At 64.3% G+C, this 16,062-nt stretch carries 15 protein-coding genes; 10 read left to right on the top strand and 5 right to left on the bottom strand.

Annotated elements, in window-relative coordinates:
- Positions 1-18 precede the first annotated feature (18 nt).
- Genes V1283_RS37670 through V1283_RS37660 form a run of 3 tightly spaced genes read left to right on the top strand, consistent with a single transcriptional unit; the run spans position 19 to position 3,142 of the window.
- The gene (locus V1283_RS37670; RefSeq protein ID WP_334391644.1) at positions 19-1,071 is read left to right on the top strand and encodes a type III polyketide synthase; all 1,053 of its coding nucleotides are present in this window, start codon (positions 19-21) and stop codon (positions 1,069-1,071) included.
- Positions 1,068-1,583, top strand: coding sequence for an isoprenylcysteine carboxyl methyltransferase family protein (locus V1283_RS37665; protein ID WP_334391643.1), 516 nt, complete (start codon positions 1,068-1,070; stop codon positions 1,581-1,583). The genes V1283_RS37670 and V1283_RS37665 overlap by 4 nt, the downstream gene beginning before the upstream one ends.
- Entirely contained in the window at positions 1,580-3,142 is a 1,563-nt protein-coding gene (locus V1283_RS37660) for a DHA2 family efflux MFS transporter permease subunit (protein ID WP_334391642.1), read from the top strand. Before V1283_RS37665 ends, V1283_RS37660 begins: the two co-directional genes overlap by 4 nt.
- On the opposite strand, the gene V1283_RS37655 is transcribed toward V1283_RS37660, so the two are convergent.
- On the bottom strand, positions 3,139-3,891 hold the full coding sequence (locus tag V1283_RS37655) for a sulfate transporter family protein (protein WP_334391641.1): 753 nt from the start codon (positions 3,889-3,891) through the stop codon (positions 3,139-3,141). The genes V1283_RS37660 and V1283_RS37655 overlap by 4 nt on opposite strands.
- Before the next feature lie 238 nt (positions 3,892-4,129).
- Here V1283_RS37655 and V1283_RS37650 point away from each other — a divergent pair, with 238 nt between their 5' ends.
- Both V1283_RS37650 and V1283_RS37645 read left to right on the top strand, forming a co-directional pair.
- Positions 4,130-5,299, top strand: coding sequence for a CaiB/BaiF CoA transferase family protein (locus V1283_RS37650; RefSeq protein ID WP_334391640.1), 1,170 nt, complete (start codon positions 4,130-4,132; stop codon positions 5,297-5,299).
- Positions 5,300-5,306: 7 nt separating this feature from the next.
- The gene (locus V1283_RS37645) at positions 5,307-6,251 is read left to right on the top strand and encodes a hydroxymethylglutaryl-CoA lyase (protein WP_334391639.1); all 945 of its coding nucleotides are present in this window, start codon (positions 5,307-5,309) and stop codon (positions 6,249-6,251) included.
- An 84-nt stretch (positions 6,252-6,335) separates the two neighbouring features.
- Here the strand turns inward: V1283_RS37645 and V1283_RS37640 are convergent, their stop codons facing one another.
- Entirely contained in the window at positions 6,336-8,708 is a 2,373-nt protein-coding gene (locus V1283_RS37640; protein WP_334391638.1) for a heavy metal translocating P-type ATPase, read from the bottom strand.
- Positions 8,709-8,758: 50 nt separating this feature from the next.
- Here V1283_RS37640 and V1283_RS37635 point away from each other — a divergent pair, with 50 nt between their 5' ends.
- Complete coding sequence (locus V1283_RS37635) at positions 8,759-9,034, top strand: metal-sensitive transcriptional regulator (protein ID WP_334391637.1); 276 nt, start codon at positions 8,759-8,761, stop codon at positions 9,032-9,034.
- 14 nt (positions 9,035-9,048) lie between these two features.
- On the opposite strand, the gene nikR is transcribed toward V1283_RS37635, so the two are convergent.
- A complete protein-coding gene (gene nikR, locus V1283_RS37630) occupies positions 9,049-9,495 on the bottom strand; it encodes a nickel-responsive transcriptional regulator NikR (protein WP_334391636.1) in 447 nt (148 codons plus the stop codon).
- 178 nt (positions 9,496-9,673) lie between these two features.
- Between nikR and V1283_RS37625 the strand changes: the two genes are divergently transcribed.
- Positions 9,674-11,833: a TonB-dependent receptor gene (locus V1283_RS37625; RefSeq protein ID WP_334391635.1), complete on the top strand. Its 2,160-nt coding sequence runs from the start codon at positions 9,674-9,676 to the stop codon at positions 11,831-11,833.
- Positions 11,834-11,942: 109 nt separating this feature from the next.
- Here the strand turns inward: V1283_RS37625 and V1283_RS37620 are convergent, their stop codons facing one another.
- On the bottom strand, positions 11,943-12,929 hold the full coding sequence (locus tag V1283_RS37620; RefSeq protein ID WP_334391634.1) for a YiiX/YebB-like N1pC/P60 family cysteine hydrolase: 987 nt from the start codon (positions 12,927-12,929) through the stop codon (positions 11,943-11,945).
- A gap of 189 nt (positions 12,930-13,118) precedes the next feature.
- Between V1283_RS37620 and V1283_RS37615 the strand changes: the two genes are divergently transcribed.
- The 3 genes from V1283_RS37615 to V1283_RS37605 are packed head-to-tail and all read left to right on the top strand — an operon-like array spanning position 13,119 to position 15,180.
- Positions 13,119-14,501, top strand: coding sequence for a flavin monoamine oxidase family protein (locus V1283_RS37615; protein WP_334391633.1), 1,383 nt, complete (start codon positions 13,119-13,121; stop codon positions 14,499-14,501).
- A gap of 11 nt (positions 14,502-14,512) precedes the next feature.
- Entirely contained in the window at positions 14,513-14,932 is a 420-nt protein-coding gene (locus V1283_RS37610; RefSeq protein WP_334391632.1) for a hypothetical protein, read from the top strand.
- Positions 14,929-15,180, top strand: a complete 252-nt coding sequence (locus V1283_RS37605; RefSeq protein WP_334391631.1) for a hypothetical protein — start codon at positions 14,929-14,931, stop codon at positions 15,178-15,180. The genes V1283_RS37610 and V1283_RS37605 overlap by 4 nt, the downstream gene beginning before the upstream one ends.
- A 107-nt stretch (positions 15,181-15,287) precedes the next feature.
- Here V1283_RS37605 and V1283_RS37600 read toward each other — a convergent pair whose 3' ends face one another.
- A complete protein-coding gene (locus V1283_RS37600; RefSeq protein WP_334391630.1) occupies positions 15,288-16,058 on the bottom strand; it encodes a sulfite exporter TauE/SafE family protein in 771 nt (256 codons plus the stop codon).
- Between the last annotated feature and the right edge of the window lie 4 nt (positions 16,059-16,062).

Genomic DNA, 16,062 nt, shown 5'->3' with positions numbered 1-16,062 from the left:
GAAGGCGGGGACCGCGATATGAACCACACGGCCGCGCTGGTTTCGCTGGCGACCTCGATTCCGCCATATCAATTCCATCAGAAGCAGATCCTCCAGGCCGCGCACGATCTCCTCGCTGATCGCTATCCGCAGTTCGAGACGCTTTCGAGCCTGTTTGCCAATACCGGCATCCGGCATCGCTATGGGGTCAAACCCATCGAATGGTATCTCGAGCGGCGCGGCTGGCCGGAGCGGACACAGGCTTTTCTGGAAGGGGCGGAATCGCTGTTTGTCGACGTCGCGCGCAAGGCCATCGCGCGTGCCGATCTCTCGGCCGGCGATATCGACACTGTTGTCACGGTATGTTCGACCGGTATCGCGACGCCGACGCTGGAGGCGCGGGTCGCCGGCAAACTCGGCTTGCGTAGCGACGTGTCGCGCGTGCCCGTGTTCGGCCTGGGGTGCGCGGGCGGCGTGTCGGGTCTGTCGATCGCATCGCGCCTAGCGCAGGCGCGGCCCGGGACCAACGTGCTGCTGGTCGCGCTCGAACTCTGCACGCTTGCGGTGCGTCACGACGAATTGACCAAGGCCAATATCGTCGCTGCCAGCCTGTTCGGCGACGGTGCGGCGGCCATTATTCTGCGCGCCGGCGACGGAGGCGCGACCCGGATCGAGGCAACAGGCGAAAAACTGTGGCCCGACACGCTCGACATCATGGGATGGAGCGTCGATCCCGAGGGATTTGGCGTCATCTTCCAGCGCACGATTCCCGATTTCGTTGCCGAACATTTCGGTCCGGCGGTGATCGAAATGCTCTCGCGGATGAAACTTTCTGCCGGAGATATCGATCGCTTCATCTGTCATCCCGGCGGTACGAAAGTGATTGCCGCACTCGAGCGCGCGCTATCGCTGGATCAGGGCACGCTCGATCACGAGCGCGAAGTCATTGCCGATTACGGCAACATGTCGGCGCCGACGGTTCTGTTCGTGCTGGAACGCGCCATTGTGCGGGGGTTGCCGGCGCGGTCGCTGTTAACCGCGCTCGGGCCCGGTTTCACCGCAAGCTGCGTCGCATTGCGGCACGCCGCGTGAGTTTTGCGTCAACCATTCTCCTGCTGGTCACGCTGCAGCGTCTGGGTGAGCTCGCTCTCGCCCGCCGCAACACAAGCCGGCTGCTGGCGCGCGGGGCGATCGAGGTGAGCGCCAGTCACTATCCGCTGGTCGTGTCGGTTCATGCGGCGTGGCTGATCGCGTTGTGGATCTGGGGCCGCGATCAGGACGTCGGTCTCCCGGCACTTGCGGGCTTCATCGTGCTGCAAGGCTTGCGACTGTGGATCCTTGCCACACTGGGGCCGCGATGGACCACGCGCATCATCGTGCTGCCAGGCGAACCGCTGGTCGCGTCGGGGCCCTACAGATATCTTGCGCATCCCAACTATGCGGTGGTTGCCGCAGAGATCGCGCTGCTTCCACTCGCGCTGCATCTGCCCCTGTTGGCGCTGATCTTTACCGCGCTCAACGCCGCGGTGCTTGTGATCCGGATTCGTGCCGAAACATCCGCGCTCTCCGCGGCCGGCGGCCGGTTTGCGCGTCCAGCCGAATGAGCGACCGGCAAGAGCCCCCGTCCGGCGCTGCGATAGCCACGCCTTCCATCGGAACCTGGGCTGCCTTCCTGCTGATGTGCCTTGGCATGTTCATGGCCATCCTTGATATCCAGGTGGTGGCGACGTCGTTGCCGGCGATCCAGCGGGCGCTTGCGATTTCCCAGGATGCCATGAGCTGGGTCCAGACCGCCTACCTGATAGCGGAGGTGGTCGCGATTCCCCTGACCGGCCTGTTCACGCGCGTCCTGACCTTGCGATGGCTGGTCGCCGCAGCGGTGGCGCTCTTTACCCTTGCATCGATCGGCTGCGCCTACAGCGGCGGCTTTGCCGTGCTGCTAGTATTCCGCGTGGTGCAGGGATTTGCCGGCGGCGTGCTGATCCCTGCGGTCTTCACCGCGGTTTTCCTGCTGTTTCCGCACAGGCTTCACGCCGTCGCCACCACGATCGGCGGGGTCGTCGCCGTGCTGGCGCCGACGGTTGGCCCCGTCGTCGGCGGCTGGATCACGGAAACCTGGTCGTGGCCGTGGCTGTTCCTGATCAACGTCATCCCCGGGTTGATCGTGACCTCGGTGACGCCGTTCCTGCTACCGCGCCAGGAAACGGATTTCGCCGAGCTTGCGAAACTGGACAGCGGCTCTCTCGTGCTGTTGGCCGCAGCCCTGGCGGGCCTTGAGATCGGGTTGAAGGAAGCACCTCATCATGGCTGGCTGTCACCCACCTGCATCGTCTTGCTGGCGGGAAGCGCGGTCGGCCTGGGCATTTTTGTTCATCGTAGCCTGGGCGCCGGGCATCCGGTGGTGCGGCTTGTTACACTGCGTCGACGTTCGTTTGCGGTCGGCTGCGCCTTGAGCTTTTGCCTTGGCGTCGGTCTGTTCGGCTCGGTCTATCTGATGCCGGTGTTTCTCGCCTTCGTGCGTCGTCACGATGCCTTCGAGATTGGCACGATCATGCTGGTAACCGGGGTCGCGCAACTCATCGCCGCCCCCATCGCCGCGATCCTGGAAAGCCGGATCGGCGCGCGCGCGCTTACCGGCGGCGGTTTCGCCCTGTTCGCGCTGGGGCTCGGCTTGAGTGCCATTCAGCCGCGCACGGCCGATTTCGATGAGATGTTCTGGCCGCAAATCGTCCGCGGTGTCGCAATCATGTTTTGCCTGCTGCCGCCGACGCGCATCGCCCTGGGCGCACTGCCTGAAATTGAGGTCGCCGACGCCAGCGGGTTGTTCAACCTGATGCGGAATCTCGGTGGCGCCATCGGCATCGCGCTGATCGACACCATCCTGTATGGCCGCAGCGGAATCCATGCCGAGGATTTTCGCGTTCGCCTGCTGGCGGGAGATGTCAGCGCAGCGAAGGCGATCGGCCTCGATCCGACGCTGCTCGCCAACCGGCCGCCGGGTCCGCCCGACGAGGCCGCCGTCGCGTTCGTACGGCCGATGGTCGAGAAGGCGTCGTTGGCGCTCTGTGTCAACGAAGCCTGGGCGATGCTGGCCTGCGTAGCGATTGCCGGATTGCTCCTGGTGCCGTTTGCGCGCGATCGGACGGAGCCGGGAGGGAATTAGCCGGTGGGAACGCTGGTTCGTCGTCCTGGCTCGATCAATTCGGGCCGCGGCCCAGACAGGCGCTTGTGCATATGGACCATGAAGGCCATGCCGAACACGGGCGTTGCCAGATTGACGATCGGGATCGACACGAAGGCCGCGATGAACAGGCCGGCGGTGAACACGGTCGCCGCGTTGTCCTTGCGCATCGCCTTGGCTTCCGCCGGTGAGCGGAAGCGCATCGCCGCGAGTTCGAAATATTCGCGGCCGAGCAGCCAGGCGGTGGCAATGAAGAAGATCAGGAAGCCGGCGCCGGCGAACAGCACGAAGGGCAGCGCGATCAAATAGACCAAAATGGTCAGCAGCGCCGTCTTGATGCCCTCGGGAATCGCGACGCCGAGCGGCAGCGCGTCGCCCGGGCGTTCCGCCGGATAATGTTCGCGCTCGACATGCTCGGCGACGTCGTCGACGAACACGCTAGCCACCAGCGAGGTGACCGCCGGCATCAGGAAAATGCCGCCGAGCACGACACCTAGGCCAGCCGCGATCGAGATGATCCATGACAGGACGTGCAGCGTGGTGTGGAACCCAGGCCCGAGCATCGCCTCCGCCCAGCCCTCGCCGTAGTCGGCAAACCAGCTCAGCGCGCGCTGCAAGCCAATGGCCAGCACCGTGATCAGCACCAGCGCCAGCCCGATCGAGCGCCACAGGATGGTGCGCATCGGTGGCGACAGGATCTGCGAAAGCGCCTTGACGGCGGCGTCCAACATGGCGGTTCAACCTCTCGTGAAAACCCTCGCGAGAGGTAGATATAAGCGGGCGCTTCGGCAAGAGGGCGGGGCGAGGACCCGGGCGCCGGACGGCTTGTCGCGGACCGCAATACAGGCACTCGCCCATGGCGGTTGTATTCCAAAACGGCGAATGCACATTTCGGGTATTGGAATGTTCGGATGATGGCCGAATGCCTGACCAGGGCGGCGCACGGCCCATCAGCACGGAGGTGTCGCGATGACCGGAACGGGACTGCCGCTTGACGGCGTGAGGGTCGTCGAGATGACCCATATGGTGATGGGCCCCACCTGCGGCATGATCCTCGCGCAACTGGGCGCCGAGGTCATCAAGGTCGAGCCGCCCGTCGGCGACAAAACCCGCTCGCTCGGCGGCATGGGAACCTCGTTCTTCCCGCTGTTCAACCGGGGAAAACGCAGCGTCGTGCTCGATTTTGCCAAAGCAGAGGATCGCGAGACCATGCACCGGCTGCTCGAAAGCGCCGACGTGTTCGTTGAAAATTTCCGCGACGGCCTGCTCGAAAAACAGGGGCTTGGCTCCGAGGAGTTGCGCCGAAAGCATCCGCATCTGATCGTCGCCGGTCACAAGGGCTTTCTCTCCGGTCCTTACGCGCATCGCCCGGCGCTCGACGAAGTCGTGCAGATGATGTCGGGGCTCGCCGCCATGACCGGCACGCGCGAAAAGCCGCAACGCGTCGGCTCCTCCGCCAACGACATCATGGGCGGCATGTTCGGCGCGATTGCGATCCTCGCCGCGCTCTACGAGAAGCGCGGCGGCAAGCGGGACGGCGCAGACATCCGCATCGGACTTTTCGAGAACTGCCTGTTCCTGGTTGCCCAGCACATGGTCGAATATGAGATGACCGGCCGGAAGCCGCGCTCGATGCCGGAGCGCGAGCATGCCTGGCCGATCTACGACATCTTCGACACCGCGGACGGCGAGCGCATCTTTATCGGCGTTGTCACGGAGGGGCACTGGTGGAGTTTCTGCCGGGAGTTCGGACTGCAGGAATTTGCCGACGATCCGAGCTTGCGCAACACCACGGATCGGATCCTGGCGCGTGGGAGAATCATTCCGCGTGTCGCTGAAGTGGTCAAAGGCTGGAAGATCGCCGATCTCTCGAAAAAGCTCGATGCGCTGAACATTGCCTATGCACCGATCAACCGCCCCGAGGATCTGCTGCAGGACCCGCATGTGCTGCGCCCCGGCGGGCTGGTGCAGAATTTCAACGCCGACGGCGCGCCGTTCCACGTTCCGGCGTTGCCGGTGGAGTGGAACGGCGGCAATATCGGTGAAGGGCTGAAGGTGCCGGCGCTGGGCGCCGATACCGAGGCTATCAGCGCCGAACTCGACAAGCAAAACCCGTCTTGCAAGAACAACGCCGCATGAGGCTGCCATGACCCGCGTCCAGGAAGTCTATCCCGACAACAAGATCGTGCTGCGCGAGGTGGGCCTGCGCGACGGCCTGCAGCTCGTGAAGACATTTCCGTCGACGGAAGCGAAGCAGCGCTGGATGCGCGATGAATATGCCGCAGGCGTGCGGCACTTCGAGGTCGGCTCGTTCCTGCCGGCAAAAACCTTTCCGCAATTTGCCGACGTGCGCGACATCATTGGGACCGTGGCCTCGCTGCCCGGCGCCTACGGCATTGCGCTGACGCTGAACGAACGCGGGGTCAACGAGGCGCTGGCCTCAGGCGTTGCCGAAGTGGCGACGGTGGTCTCGGCGACGGAAGAGCACAACCGGGCCAATGCCAACCGCTCGCGCGAGTCGGCCGTTGCCAACGTCAAGCGGCTCTGCGAGTTGCGCGATGCCAGCGCGCACAAGCCGGTGGTGAATTCCGCGATCTCGATGGCGCTGGGCTGTTCGATCGTGGGAGCAGTCGATCCCAAGGAAGTGCTGCGGCTGACGGAAAAGCTGTTCGAGGCCGGCGTCGACATGGTCGCGATTGCCGATACGGTTGGTTACGCCGGGCCGAAGCAGGTCGGCGAATTGACCGCGGGTGCGGTGAAGATCGCAGGCAAGAAGCCGATCTGCATTCACTTGCACGATACGAGAGGCATGGGCATCGCCAACGCCTCGGCCGCGCTCGATGCCGGCGCACGCGTGCTGGATGGATCGCTGGGCGGCCTCGGCGGCTGCCCGTTCGCGCCGGGCGCGACCGGGAACGTCGTGTTCGAGGATCTGGTGTTCCTGTGCGAGAGCAAGGGATTTGCCACCGGGATTGATATCGAGAAGCTGGTGGCGGTGCGCTCGATATTGAAATCGGAGATGCCGGGCGAGGCGCTCTATGGCGGACTGGCGCGGGCAGGCTTGCCGGGCGGGACGGCGAGGGCAGCTTGACGGCGTTTACTGAGTCAACACGGGAGCTCACCGTCCGTGCGGTGAGAGTGTCGCCCTTTACCCTTCCGCCTCCGATGCCGGGCACTACAGCCGCGTCATCCGCAGCCGCAGCGCGTTGCCGACGACGCTCACTGAAGACAGCGCCATCGCAGCCGCCGCAATGATCGGCGACAGCAGCAATCCAAAAGCCGGATAAAGAATCCCTGCGGCGATCGGGATGCCGGCGGCGTTGTAGATGAAGGCGAAGAACAGGTTCTGGCGGATATTGTGCATGGTCGCCTGCGACAGGCGGCGGGCGCGGACGATGCCGCCGAGATCGCCCTTCAGCAGCGTGATCCCTGCGCTTTCCATCGCAACGTCGGTGCCGGTTCCCATGGCAATGCCGACTTCGGCGGCAGCGAGCGCCGGCGCGTCGTTGACGCCGTCGCCGGCCATCGCGACGATCCGCCCGCTCTGCTGCAGCTTTGCGACCACCGCACTCTTCTGGTCGGGCAGCACTTCCGCCTCGACATCAGCGATGCCAAGGCTGCGCGCGACGGCGTTCGCCGTGGTCCTGTTGTCGCCGGTCAGCATGATGACCTTGATGCCTTCGGCCGCCAGCGCCTTCAGCGCATCCGGCGTCGAGGCTTTCACCGGGTCTGCGATGGCGAACAATCCCGCGAGCTTGCCGTCAACCGCCATGTTGATCACGGTCGCGCCGTCGCCGCGCAGACGCTCGCCCTGATCGTTCAATGACTGAGCGTCGATGCCGAGCGATTGCAGGAAGTTTGCATTGCCGAGCACGATCGCCTTGCCGTCGACCTTACCAGTCGCGCCCTTGCCCGTCGGGGAGTTGAATTCTTCCACCTTGCCGAGATCGAGATTACGCTCTTTGGCCGCCCGCACGATGGCATCCGCCAGCGGATGCTCGCTGGCGCGCTCGACGCCCGCGGCCAGCCGCAGAATGTCGATTTCCTCAAATCCCTCTGCCGGCACGATGGCGACAACCTTCGGCTTGCCCTCGGTCAGCGTTCCCGTCTTGTCGACGACCAGCGTATCGATCTTCTCCATACGCTCCAGCGCTTCGGCGTTCTTGATCAGCACGCCGGCCTGCGCGCCGTGCCCGACGCCGACCATGATCGACATCGGCGTGGCCAGGCCGAGCGCGCAGGGGCAGGCGATGATGAGCACGCTGACCGCGGCGACAAGGCCGAACGCCATGCGTGGCTCCGGCCCAAACCAGGCCCAGGCGCCGAACGCGATCAGCGCCACGAGGATGACGATCGGCACGAACCAGCCGGAAACCTGATCGGCCAGCCGCTGGATCGGCGCGCGGGAACGCTGCGCGTCGGCCACCATCTTCACGATCTGGGAAAGCAGCGTGTCGCGTCCGACCTTGTCGGCGCGCATCACGAACCCACCAGACTGGTTGAGCGTGCCCGCGATGACCTTGCTGCCGGCTTCCCTGGTCACGGGCATGGATTCGCCGGTCACCAGCGATTCGTCGAGCGAGGAACGGCCTTCGAGGATGACGCCGTCTACCGGCACCTTTTCGCCCGGACGCACCCGCAATTTGTCGCCGACTGCCAGCGAATCGATTTCCACCTCATGGTCCACGCCATCGTCGCCGATCCGGCGCGCGGTTTTCGGCGCGAGCTGCAGCAGCGCCTTGATCGCGCTTGAAGTGGCTTCGCGTGCACGGAGTTCGAGCACCTGGCCGAGCAGCACCAGCACGGTGATGACAGCCGCGGATTCGAAATAAACGGCGACCGCGCCGCCATGGCCGCGGAAGGTCACCGGAAAAGTTCCGGGCGCTATGGTGCCGACGACGCTGTAGACATAGGCCACGCCGGTGCCGACAGCGATCAGCGTGAACATGTTGAGATTGCGTGTGACCAGCGATTGCCAGCCGCGCACGAAGAACGGCAAGCCGGCCCACAGCACGACGGGTGTGGCGAACGCGAACTGGATCCAGTTCGACAGCGTCTGATCAAGGAAGCCATGGCCGCCGACGAGATGCCCGCCCATTTCCAGCACGACCGCGGGCAGCGCAAGCACGAGGCCGATCCAGAACCGGCGCGTCATGTCAGCGAGTTCCGGATTGGGCGGCGCATCGAGGTTCGCGACCTCCGGCTCGAGCGCCATGCCGCAGATCGGGCAGCTTCCGGGGCCGACCTGGCGGATCTCGGGATGCATCGGGCAGGTGTAGATCGTGCCTTCCGGCACCGCGGCTTTCGGCCTGCTGTCCTTTTCCAAATAGGAGACGGGATCGGCGGCGAATTTGGTGCGGCAGCCGGCCGAGCAGAAATGGAAGGTCTCGCCCTTGTACTCGAAGCGATGCTTGCTGGTCGCGGGGTTCACAGTCATGCCGCAAACCGGATCGTGCACGGTCGCAACGGTGTGGGCGTGATGATCGTGGTGGCCGTGGTCAGCGTGACTGTGGCCGCCACAGCAGGCGCCCTTCTTGTCTTCGTTCACTGCCTTCTCCGGCGCTTGAAACATATACCCTCAGGGGGTATATAGGCCCCATGCGAAAAGACATCAAGGCATCCTGTCAAAAGCGCCTCAGCCGGATCGAGGGTCAGGTCCGCGGCCTCTCAAAGATGGTCGACGAGGATCGCTACTGCATCGACATCGTCACGCAGATATCGGCCGTGCGGGCCGCGCTGCGGCGCGTCGAGGAAGAGGTCTTGCGGGATCACGTGTCGCATTGCGTCGAACACGCGATTACCAGCGGCAGCAAGGCCGACCAGCGCGAAAAGATCGCCGAACTGATGGCCGTGATCGGCCGTTCCGACAGGTAAGGTAGCGAAGCGCCTCAGTCGTGGCGATGGTCGTGCTTGCGCGCCTTCGGCTTCTTGTCTGATACCGTCGGGATCATCACCACGCGGCCGTAGCGCACGCCGCGCTCGGCGATGATGTGGTCAGCCAGATGCCGGACCTCGCCGCTGGCGCCCTTCAGCGCCGTGACCTCCATGCAACTGTCGTCGTCGAGATGCACGTGGAGCGTCGCCAGCGACAGATCGTGGTGGCCATGAAAATTCTGCACCAGCCGTTTCGACAGGTCACGCGCGGCGTGATCGTAGACATAGACCAGGGCTGCGACGCATTGGCCTGACTGGGGTGCGTCCTCGGCGCTCTGCTGCAGGCCGGCGCGGGCGAGATCGCGAATGATCTCGGAGCGGTTCTGATAGCCGCGCGCTTCCGCCGCCGCGTCGATTTCGGAGAGCAGTTCGTCTTCGATGGTGATGGTGATCCGTTGCATCCCAAATTTCCGTCCTGGCGCGGTATGACATTTATATTGTATCGTCATACCGCGCTTGCTAGCATGAGGCGCCGGGTCAAGTCGAACTGATGCGGCCGCGCGCCGATTGTAACAGTTATCATGCGGGGCATGAGCGTTGCGTAGGACTGTTTGGGGGACATTTTCCGCCGCAGCTTCATTGTTGGTCACGGTCCCGGCGGCAGACGCGCAGAACGCCGTTGCGGGAGGGGCCGGCCAGCTTCCCGCCGTCACAGTAAATGCCCCCGAAGCGCGGCCACGCAACCGGCCCAAGCCGCCGCGCCGTCAGCAGACCGCGCGAAATCCATCCGCGGTTCAGCCCATCGCGCCTGTCCCACCGCAGGTCGGCGGCGGCGTCACTTCCGGGTCTGCGACCGCGGGGCCGGCCTACATGCAACCAACCGCGGCCAGCGCCATAACCATCAGCGGCGCCGAGGTGAACGCCCGGCCTTTCCTGCGCCCCGGCGAGGCGTTGGAGGCGGTGCCGGGGCTGATCGTCACCCAGCATTCCGGCGAGGGCAAAGCCAACCAGTATTTTCTGCGCGGCTTTAACCTGGACCACGGCACTGATCTCGCCATCAGCGTCGACGGCATGCCCGTCAACATGCCGACCCATGGTCATGGCCAAGGCTATGCCGATATCAATTTCATGATCCCGGAGCTGATCCAATCGGTGAATGTCCGAAAGGGGCCGTACTTTGCCGACGTCGGCGACTTCGGCTCCGCCGGATCGGTCGCGATCGATTACGTCAACAAGTTGCCGAAGAACATCGCCGAGCTGACGTTCGGCAGCTTTGGCTACCGTCGCGCGCTGGTGGCGGGTTCGACGGCCGTGGGCGCGGGCACATTGCTCGCCGCGTTGGAGGGCGTCGCGTCTGATGGTCCGTGGAACGTGCCTGATAATGTGCGCAAGCTCAACGGCGTGCTGCGCTACAGCCAGGGCACTGCCACCGACGGGTTCTCGTTGTCGGCGATGGCCTATTCCAATGGCTGGAATTCGACCGATCAGGTGGCGCAGCGTGCGATCGACCAGGGCCTGATCGGCCGGTTAGGTTCGCTCGACCCGACCGATGGCGGCACGTCGAGCCGGTTTTCGCTGTCGGGCAACTGGGCGCAATCGAGCGAATACGGGCAGAGCAAGATCAACGCCTATGTGATCAACTCGTCGCTGCGGCTCTACAACAATTTTACCTATTTTCTCGACGATCCCGTCAATGGCGATCAGTTCAGTCAGATGGACCGGCGCACGGTCTATGGCCTCAACGCCAGCCACGCTTTCGATGTGCGCGTCGGCGGCGTCGAAACCCAGACCCGCGTCGGGCTGCAGACACGCGGCGATGACATCGGTGTCGGCTTGTTCAAGACGTTGCAGCGCGAGTCGCTCTCGACCGTCCGTGAAGACAGCGTGCGGGAAGGCAATGTCGGCTTGTGGGCCGATACGACGGCGCGCTGGACCGACTGGTTGCGCACCACGATCGGCATTCGCGAGGACTATTTTGCGGGGAGGGTGCTGAGCGACACGCCGGAAAATTCCGGCAACGCACAGGCGTCGATGACGAGTCCCAAGGCCGGCATCGTGCTGGGGCCCTGGTACAAGACCGAGTTCTACGGCAATGCCGGCTACGGCCTGCACTCCAACGACATCAGAGGTGCGACGATCACCGTCGATCCGATCGACAAGGTGACGCCGCAGGATCGCGTGCCGCTACTCGTCCGGTCGAAGGGCGCCGAAATCGGCGTTCGCACCAAAGCGGTCGAAGGTCTCACCAGTTCGCTCGCGGTATTTGTGCTGGATTTCGATTCGGAGTTGCTGTTTGTCGGCGATGCCGGCACCACGGAGCCGAGCAGGCCGAGCCGGCGCGTCGGCGTCGAGTGGACCAACCAGTATCGAGTGCTGCCGTGGATGCGGCTCGATCTCGACGTCGCCTACACCCGCGCCCGCTTCACCGATTTCGATCCGGCAGGCGATTTTATTCCGGGTGCGCCGGCCTGGGTGGCGGCCGGTGGTGTGACATTCGGCGGCGAGAGCGGCTGGTTCGGCGCGTTGCGTGGGCGCTATTTCGGGCCACGTCCGCTGATCGAGGACGACAGTGTTCGTTCGCAGGCGTCGCTGATCTTCAATGCGCGGGCAGGCTACAAATTCGACAATGGTTTGCGGCTGCAGCTCGACGTGCTCAACCTCTTCAACGCGAAAACCAACCAGATCGAATATTACTATCTGTCGCGGCTGCCGGGCGAACCGATCGGCGGCGTCGCCGATCGCCATGTGCATCCGGCGGAGCCGCTTGCGGTACGGCTGACGCTGGCGGGGCGGTTTTGAAGTAGCTTGTAGGGTGGGTAAGGGCGCGCAGCGTCGTGCCCACCATGTATCCGGGTTGTTGGCTTGAAATGGTGGGCACGCCTCGCTTTGCCCACCCTGCGATCCGTGCTTACGCCACCATCTCCGGCGTCGTGCCTCGCGGGCGGGCGCGGCGCTCCGGGACGTATTCGACGGCGAGATAATGTTCCGACACGGTGACGCGTTCGATCATCGTCGTTTCAACGGTCATTTCTTCAAACGTCACTTCTTCAGCCGGAAGCGGCGCTTCTTGGTCAATCTCTTCAGGAACAAGCGGCGGCGACTTGAGCTCCGGAAACACACCGAATTCGCCCGCTACCTCCGGGAGCGGCTTCTGCTTGTCAGCCCAGTGCAGAGCCGTGTAGTCGAAGCCGTGCACGATGGTGGGTTTGACGATTTCGAAATAGGGCGAGATGTCGAAATCGCGCGGCATGTAGAGCGAGGAATCGCGGATATGCAGGATCTCGCGCCGGGCCTTTCGCGAGGCAGCGCGGGTGATCTTGGGCAGGATCGGATAGCGCACGGCGTCGAACGCCTGCGCGATCAGCGCCGAGCAAATGATCTTGGTGGGATCGCCGGAACCGAACGCGATCATGCGGCGCCGCCAGCGCTGCGGCACCGGCAGCGGGATCAGAAAGCGCATCAGGTCGACGATGTTCTTGGTGTCGTAGCCGAAGCCGATGCGGTTGATGGCGTAGCGGCACACCGTGGTGCGGTCCTCGTAGGACAGGCCGATCGGTCGGCAGACGCGGGTGTGATAGGGATAATATTTCGACAGCGGCGCCGAGGTCACGCCTTCGCCGATATTGGCCTCGATCAGCACATGCGGCTCGCCGTCGGGCTCGTACGCGCCGTCAACCGGGCCGACGTAAAGCGCGCCATGCGACCAGGTGGATTGCGTCAGGTATTTGATGATGCCGGAGATGCGGTTGTTGCCTTCGACCAGCAGCACGTCGCCGGGCTCGATGACGCCGCGCAGATGCTCGGGATCGCTGGGAGTAAACGGCTCATACCCCGGGACTTCCTTCTGCAGGTAGCCCGCGATCAACTGGCCGATGGTATCGAGCATTACGCCCATCAAACTCCCCTAGAGCGGCTTTTCTCCCGCCTTTTTTGTTCCCTTATCATGGTCGCAAGCCGTTTCAATTTAGTTCATGCCCAAGACGGATCAATCATGATTGATTTACCATGAGTGTTGCTGCGTCACGTGAGATACGGCACAGTTCGCGAGCTGTTCTCGCTTCCTTCAGGCCCCGGAAACCATGACATGACAATGACCCGCCGCACCTTCCTGTCGGCGTCCGCAGGTCTGGCAGCGGTTCCGGTTTTTCGCGGGGGGCGTGCGGGCGCAGCACCCTTGCCGCGCGAGGCTGACATCATCGTGATCGGCGCGGGTGCGGCCGGCATTGCTGCGGCGCGGCGGATCATGGCGGCGAACCGCAAGGTGATCGTGGTGGAGGCGGCAAGCCAGATCGGCGGCCGCTGCCAGACCGACATTTCGTCCTTTGATGTGCCGTTCGATCGCGGCGCGCGCTGGATGCACAATCCCGAGACCAATCCGATGATCAAGCTGGCGCGCGCCGCGGGCCTCGAGATCACGACCGCGCCCTCGGGCCAGAAAATCCGCATCGGCCGCCGTAACGCCCGCGCCGGCGAGACCGAGGAATTTCTCGCCGCACTCGTGCGCGCAAACCGCGCCATCGACGACGCCGCGCGGCGGTTCGATGTCTCCTGCGCGTCGGTGCTGCCGAAGGACCTCGGCGTTTGGACAGATACGTCGGAGTTTGTGCTCGGCGCCAGTTTCTCGGGCAAGGATCTGAAAGATGTCTCCGTCGGCGACAAGGCCCGCGCGCAGGATCGCAATATCGCGATCGGCTGTCGTCAGGGATTGGGCACACTGATCGCAAAGCTCGGTGAGCCGGTGCCGCTGTCGCTCTCGACACCGGCCAATCGCATTGTCTGGAGCAACCGCGATGTCAGCGTGGAAACGCCGGCGGGCAGGATCGCCGCGCGTGCCGCCGTGATCACCGTGTCGAGCAACGTGCTGGCCGCCGGCAACATCAAGTTCGCACCCGATATTCCGAAACGCGCGCTCGACGCCGCCTCAAAACTCAGCCTCGGCAGCTATGACCGGATCGCGCTGCAGATGCCGGGCAATCCGCTGGGGCTGGCGCGCGACGACGTCATCATCGAGCAGAGCAATTCGACGAAGACGGCGATGATATTCGCCAATATGGGCGGCTCGTCGCTCTGCACGATCGACGTTGGCGGCTCGTTCGGCCGCGATCTCTCGGCGCAAGGCGAGAAGGCTATGGTGGCGTTTGCGGTGGAATGGTTGACGAAACTGTACGGCAGCGAGGCGGCGGCCGCGGTGAAGAAATCGAGCGCGACGCGCTGGAACGCCGCGCCGTTCGCGCTCGGCGCGATGTCGGCGGCCGGTCCCGGCGGACAGTCATCGCGAAAGGCTTTGGCCGAGCCGTTCGGCTGCATCTATCTCGCCGGCGAGGCCACCCATGAAACGCTGTGGGGAACGATCGACGGCGCCTGGGAAAGCGGCGAGCGCGCCGCAGAGGGGGCGTTGCGGCGGATCGGTGCGCTGAAAGATCCGGAGCCGGAGGCACGGCCAGCGAAGCAGCGGCGGCGCCGGTAACCGATCAACTGATGGCACGCCCGAAAGCATTGATCTCCTGGTCGAGCGGCAAGGACTCGGCGTTCGCGCTGCATGAAGTGCAGCGCGCGGGGGAATTCGATGTCGTCGGGGCGCTGACCACGGTGACCGAGACGTTCGGCCGGGTCTCGATTCACGGCGTGCGGCGGGAAATATTGCAGGCGCAATGCGAGGCTGCCGGCCTGCCGCAACGGATCGTGGCTATACCCTATCCCTGCCCGAACGAGATCTACGAGGCACGGATGCGGGAGGCGGTCGCACAGGCTGTCGCTGACGGCGTTAGGCACATGATCTTCGGCGATCTTTTTCTCCAGGACATTCGCGCCTATCGCGAACAGAAGTTGACAGGTACCGGCATCACGCCGGTGTTCCGCTGTAGGAGCGACCGACATTGGGCCTGGCGCGGGCGATGATCGCGAGCGGGCTGGAAGCGCATATCGCCACCGTCGATCTGAAAAAGCTGCCGGCGGAGTTTGCAGGTCGAAAGTTCGATGCGGCGTTGTTGGCCGATTTGCCCGAAGGCGTCGATCCCTGCGGCGAGAACGGCGAGTTTCACAACTGCGTAGTGGCGGGGCCGATGTTTTCGCGGCGGCTGGCGGTGACGTCAGGCGAGCGCGTCGAACGAGATGGGTATGCGTATTGCGATCTGGTGATGGGTTAGCGCAGGAATCGTAGGGTGGGCAAAGCGAAGCGTGCCCACCATTCCACGAACGGTGTGCGTAAGATGGTGGGCACGCTTCGCTTTGCCCACCCTACGCAGCTCGCTCGTCATCGCAGCACGCCATCCAGCGCCGGCAGGCCGAAGATAACGGCCGCCGCGATCAGAGCGTAGCAGATCGATCGAAACACGGCTTCGCTGGCTTTGCCGAACAGCGAAGCGCCGAACCAGACGCCGATGCCGTAGATCGGGCCGACCACCACTGCGAACAGAATCGCGTCCATCGTGATCAGTCCGGTCACGGCGTAGCTCACGGCGGAGAAGAAATCCGATGCGCCGAAGAACAGCAGGATATTGGCGCGGGCGATCACGGACGGCAGTGGGCGGCCGAGCCAGTAGCCGACGATCGGGGGGCCGCCGGTCTGGGCGAGCCCGCTGCAAAAGCCAGATAGCCCGCCAATGCCGATCGAGACCGCCGTGTGATCCTTGCCGCGGTAGCGCCAGCCCGACAGCAGCAGCAACAGCAGCGCAAACACGAAGACCGAAATGATCCAGCGCGTCGTCACGGGCTCGAGACGGCTCAGGAAAAAGGTGCCGATCGGCACGCCGATCAGGGCGCCTGCGACCATGACCGCTGTCGCCTTGCGGTCGGCCTTCTGCCACGCATTCGGCAGCAGCGGCGCGGCGGCGATGAAATCGATGATGAGTAGCAGCGCGGCCACCAGCCGCGGGTCGGCAATCGAGCTTGCCAGCGGCATGAAGATCAGCGCCGAGCCAAACCCGGAAAAACCCCGCGCCGTTCCGGAGACGAAGGCAACCGCGCAGATCGCGATCGCCGCGTTGAGGCTGACGTCAGAAGGAATGAGCGCCGCAGGGTTCATGCGG

The sequence above is a fragment of the Bradyrhizobium sp. AZCC 2262 genome, from assembly GCF_036924535.1.
Classification (GTDB): Bacteria; Pseudomonadota; Alphaproteobacteria; order Rhizobiales; family Xanthobacteraceae; genus Bradyrhizobium.
Note: the sequence above shows the minus strand (reverse complement) of the source record. Positions and strands in the feature narration are given on the sequence as shown.

What these genes read in the sequence shown, in the direction of transcription:
- V1283_RS37670 (WP_334391644.1), top strand. Translation starts at nt 19, where the DNA reads ATGAACCACACGGCCGCGCTGGTTTCGCTGGCGACCTCGATTCCGCCA.
- V1283_RS37660 (WP_334391642.1), top strand. Translation starts at nt 1,580, where the DNA reads ATGAGCGACCGGCAAGAGCCCCCGTCCGGCGCTGCGATAGCCACGCCT.
- V1283_RS37655 (WP_334391641.1), bottom strand. Translation starts at nt 3,891, where the DNA reads ATGTTGGACGCCGCCGTCAAGGCGCTTTCGCAGATCCTGTCGCCACCG.
- V1283_RS37650 (WP_334391640.1), top strand. Translation starts at nt 4,130, where the DNA reads ATGACCGGAACGGGACTGCCGCTTGACGGCGTGAGGGTCGTCGAGATG.
- V1283_RS37645 (WP_334391639.1), top strand. Translation starts at nt 5,307, where the DNA reads ATGACCCGCGTCCAGGAAGTCTATCCCGACAACAAGATCGTGCTGCGC.
- V1283_RS37635 (WP_334391637.1), top strand. Translation starts at nt 8,759, where the DNA reads ATGCGAAAAGACATCAAGGCATCCTGTCAAAAGCGCCTCAGCCGGATC.
- nikR (WP_334391636.1), bottom strand. Translation starts at nt 9,495, where the DNA reads ATGCAACGGATCACCATCACCATCGAAGACGAACTGCTCTCCGAAATC.
- V1283_RS37620 (WP_334391634.1), bottom strand. Translation starts at nt 12,929, where the DNA reads ATGGGCGTAATGCTCGATACCATCGGCCAGTTGATCGCGGGCTACCTG.
- V1283_RS37615 (WP_334391633.1), top strand. Translation starts at nt 13,119, where the DNA reads ATGACAATGACCCGCCGCACCTTCCTGTCGGCGTCCGCAGGTCTGGCA.
- V1283_RS37610 (WP_334391632.1), top strand. Translation starts at nt 14,513, where the DNA reads ATGGCACGCCCGAAAGCATTGATCTCCTGGTCGAGCGGCAAGGACTCG.
- V1283_RS37605 (WP_334391631.1), top strand. Translation starts at nt 14,929, where the DNA reads ATGATCGCGAGCGGGCTGGAAGCGCATATCGCCACCGTCGATCTGAAA.
- V1283_RS37600 (WP_334391630.1), bottom strand. Translation starts at nt 16,058, where the DNA reads ATGAACCCTGCGGCGCTCATTCCTTCTGACGTCAGCCTCAACGCGGCG.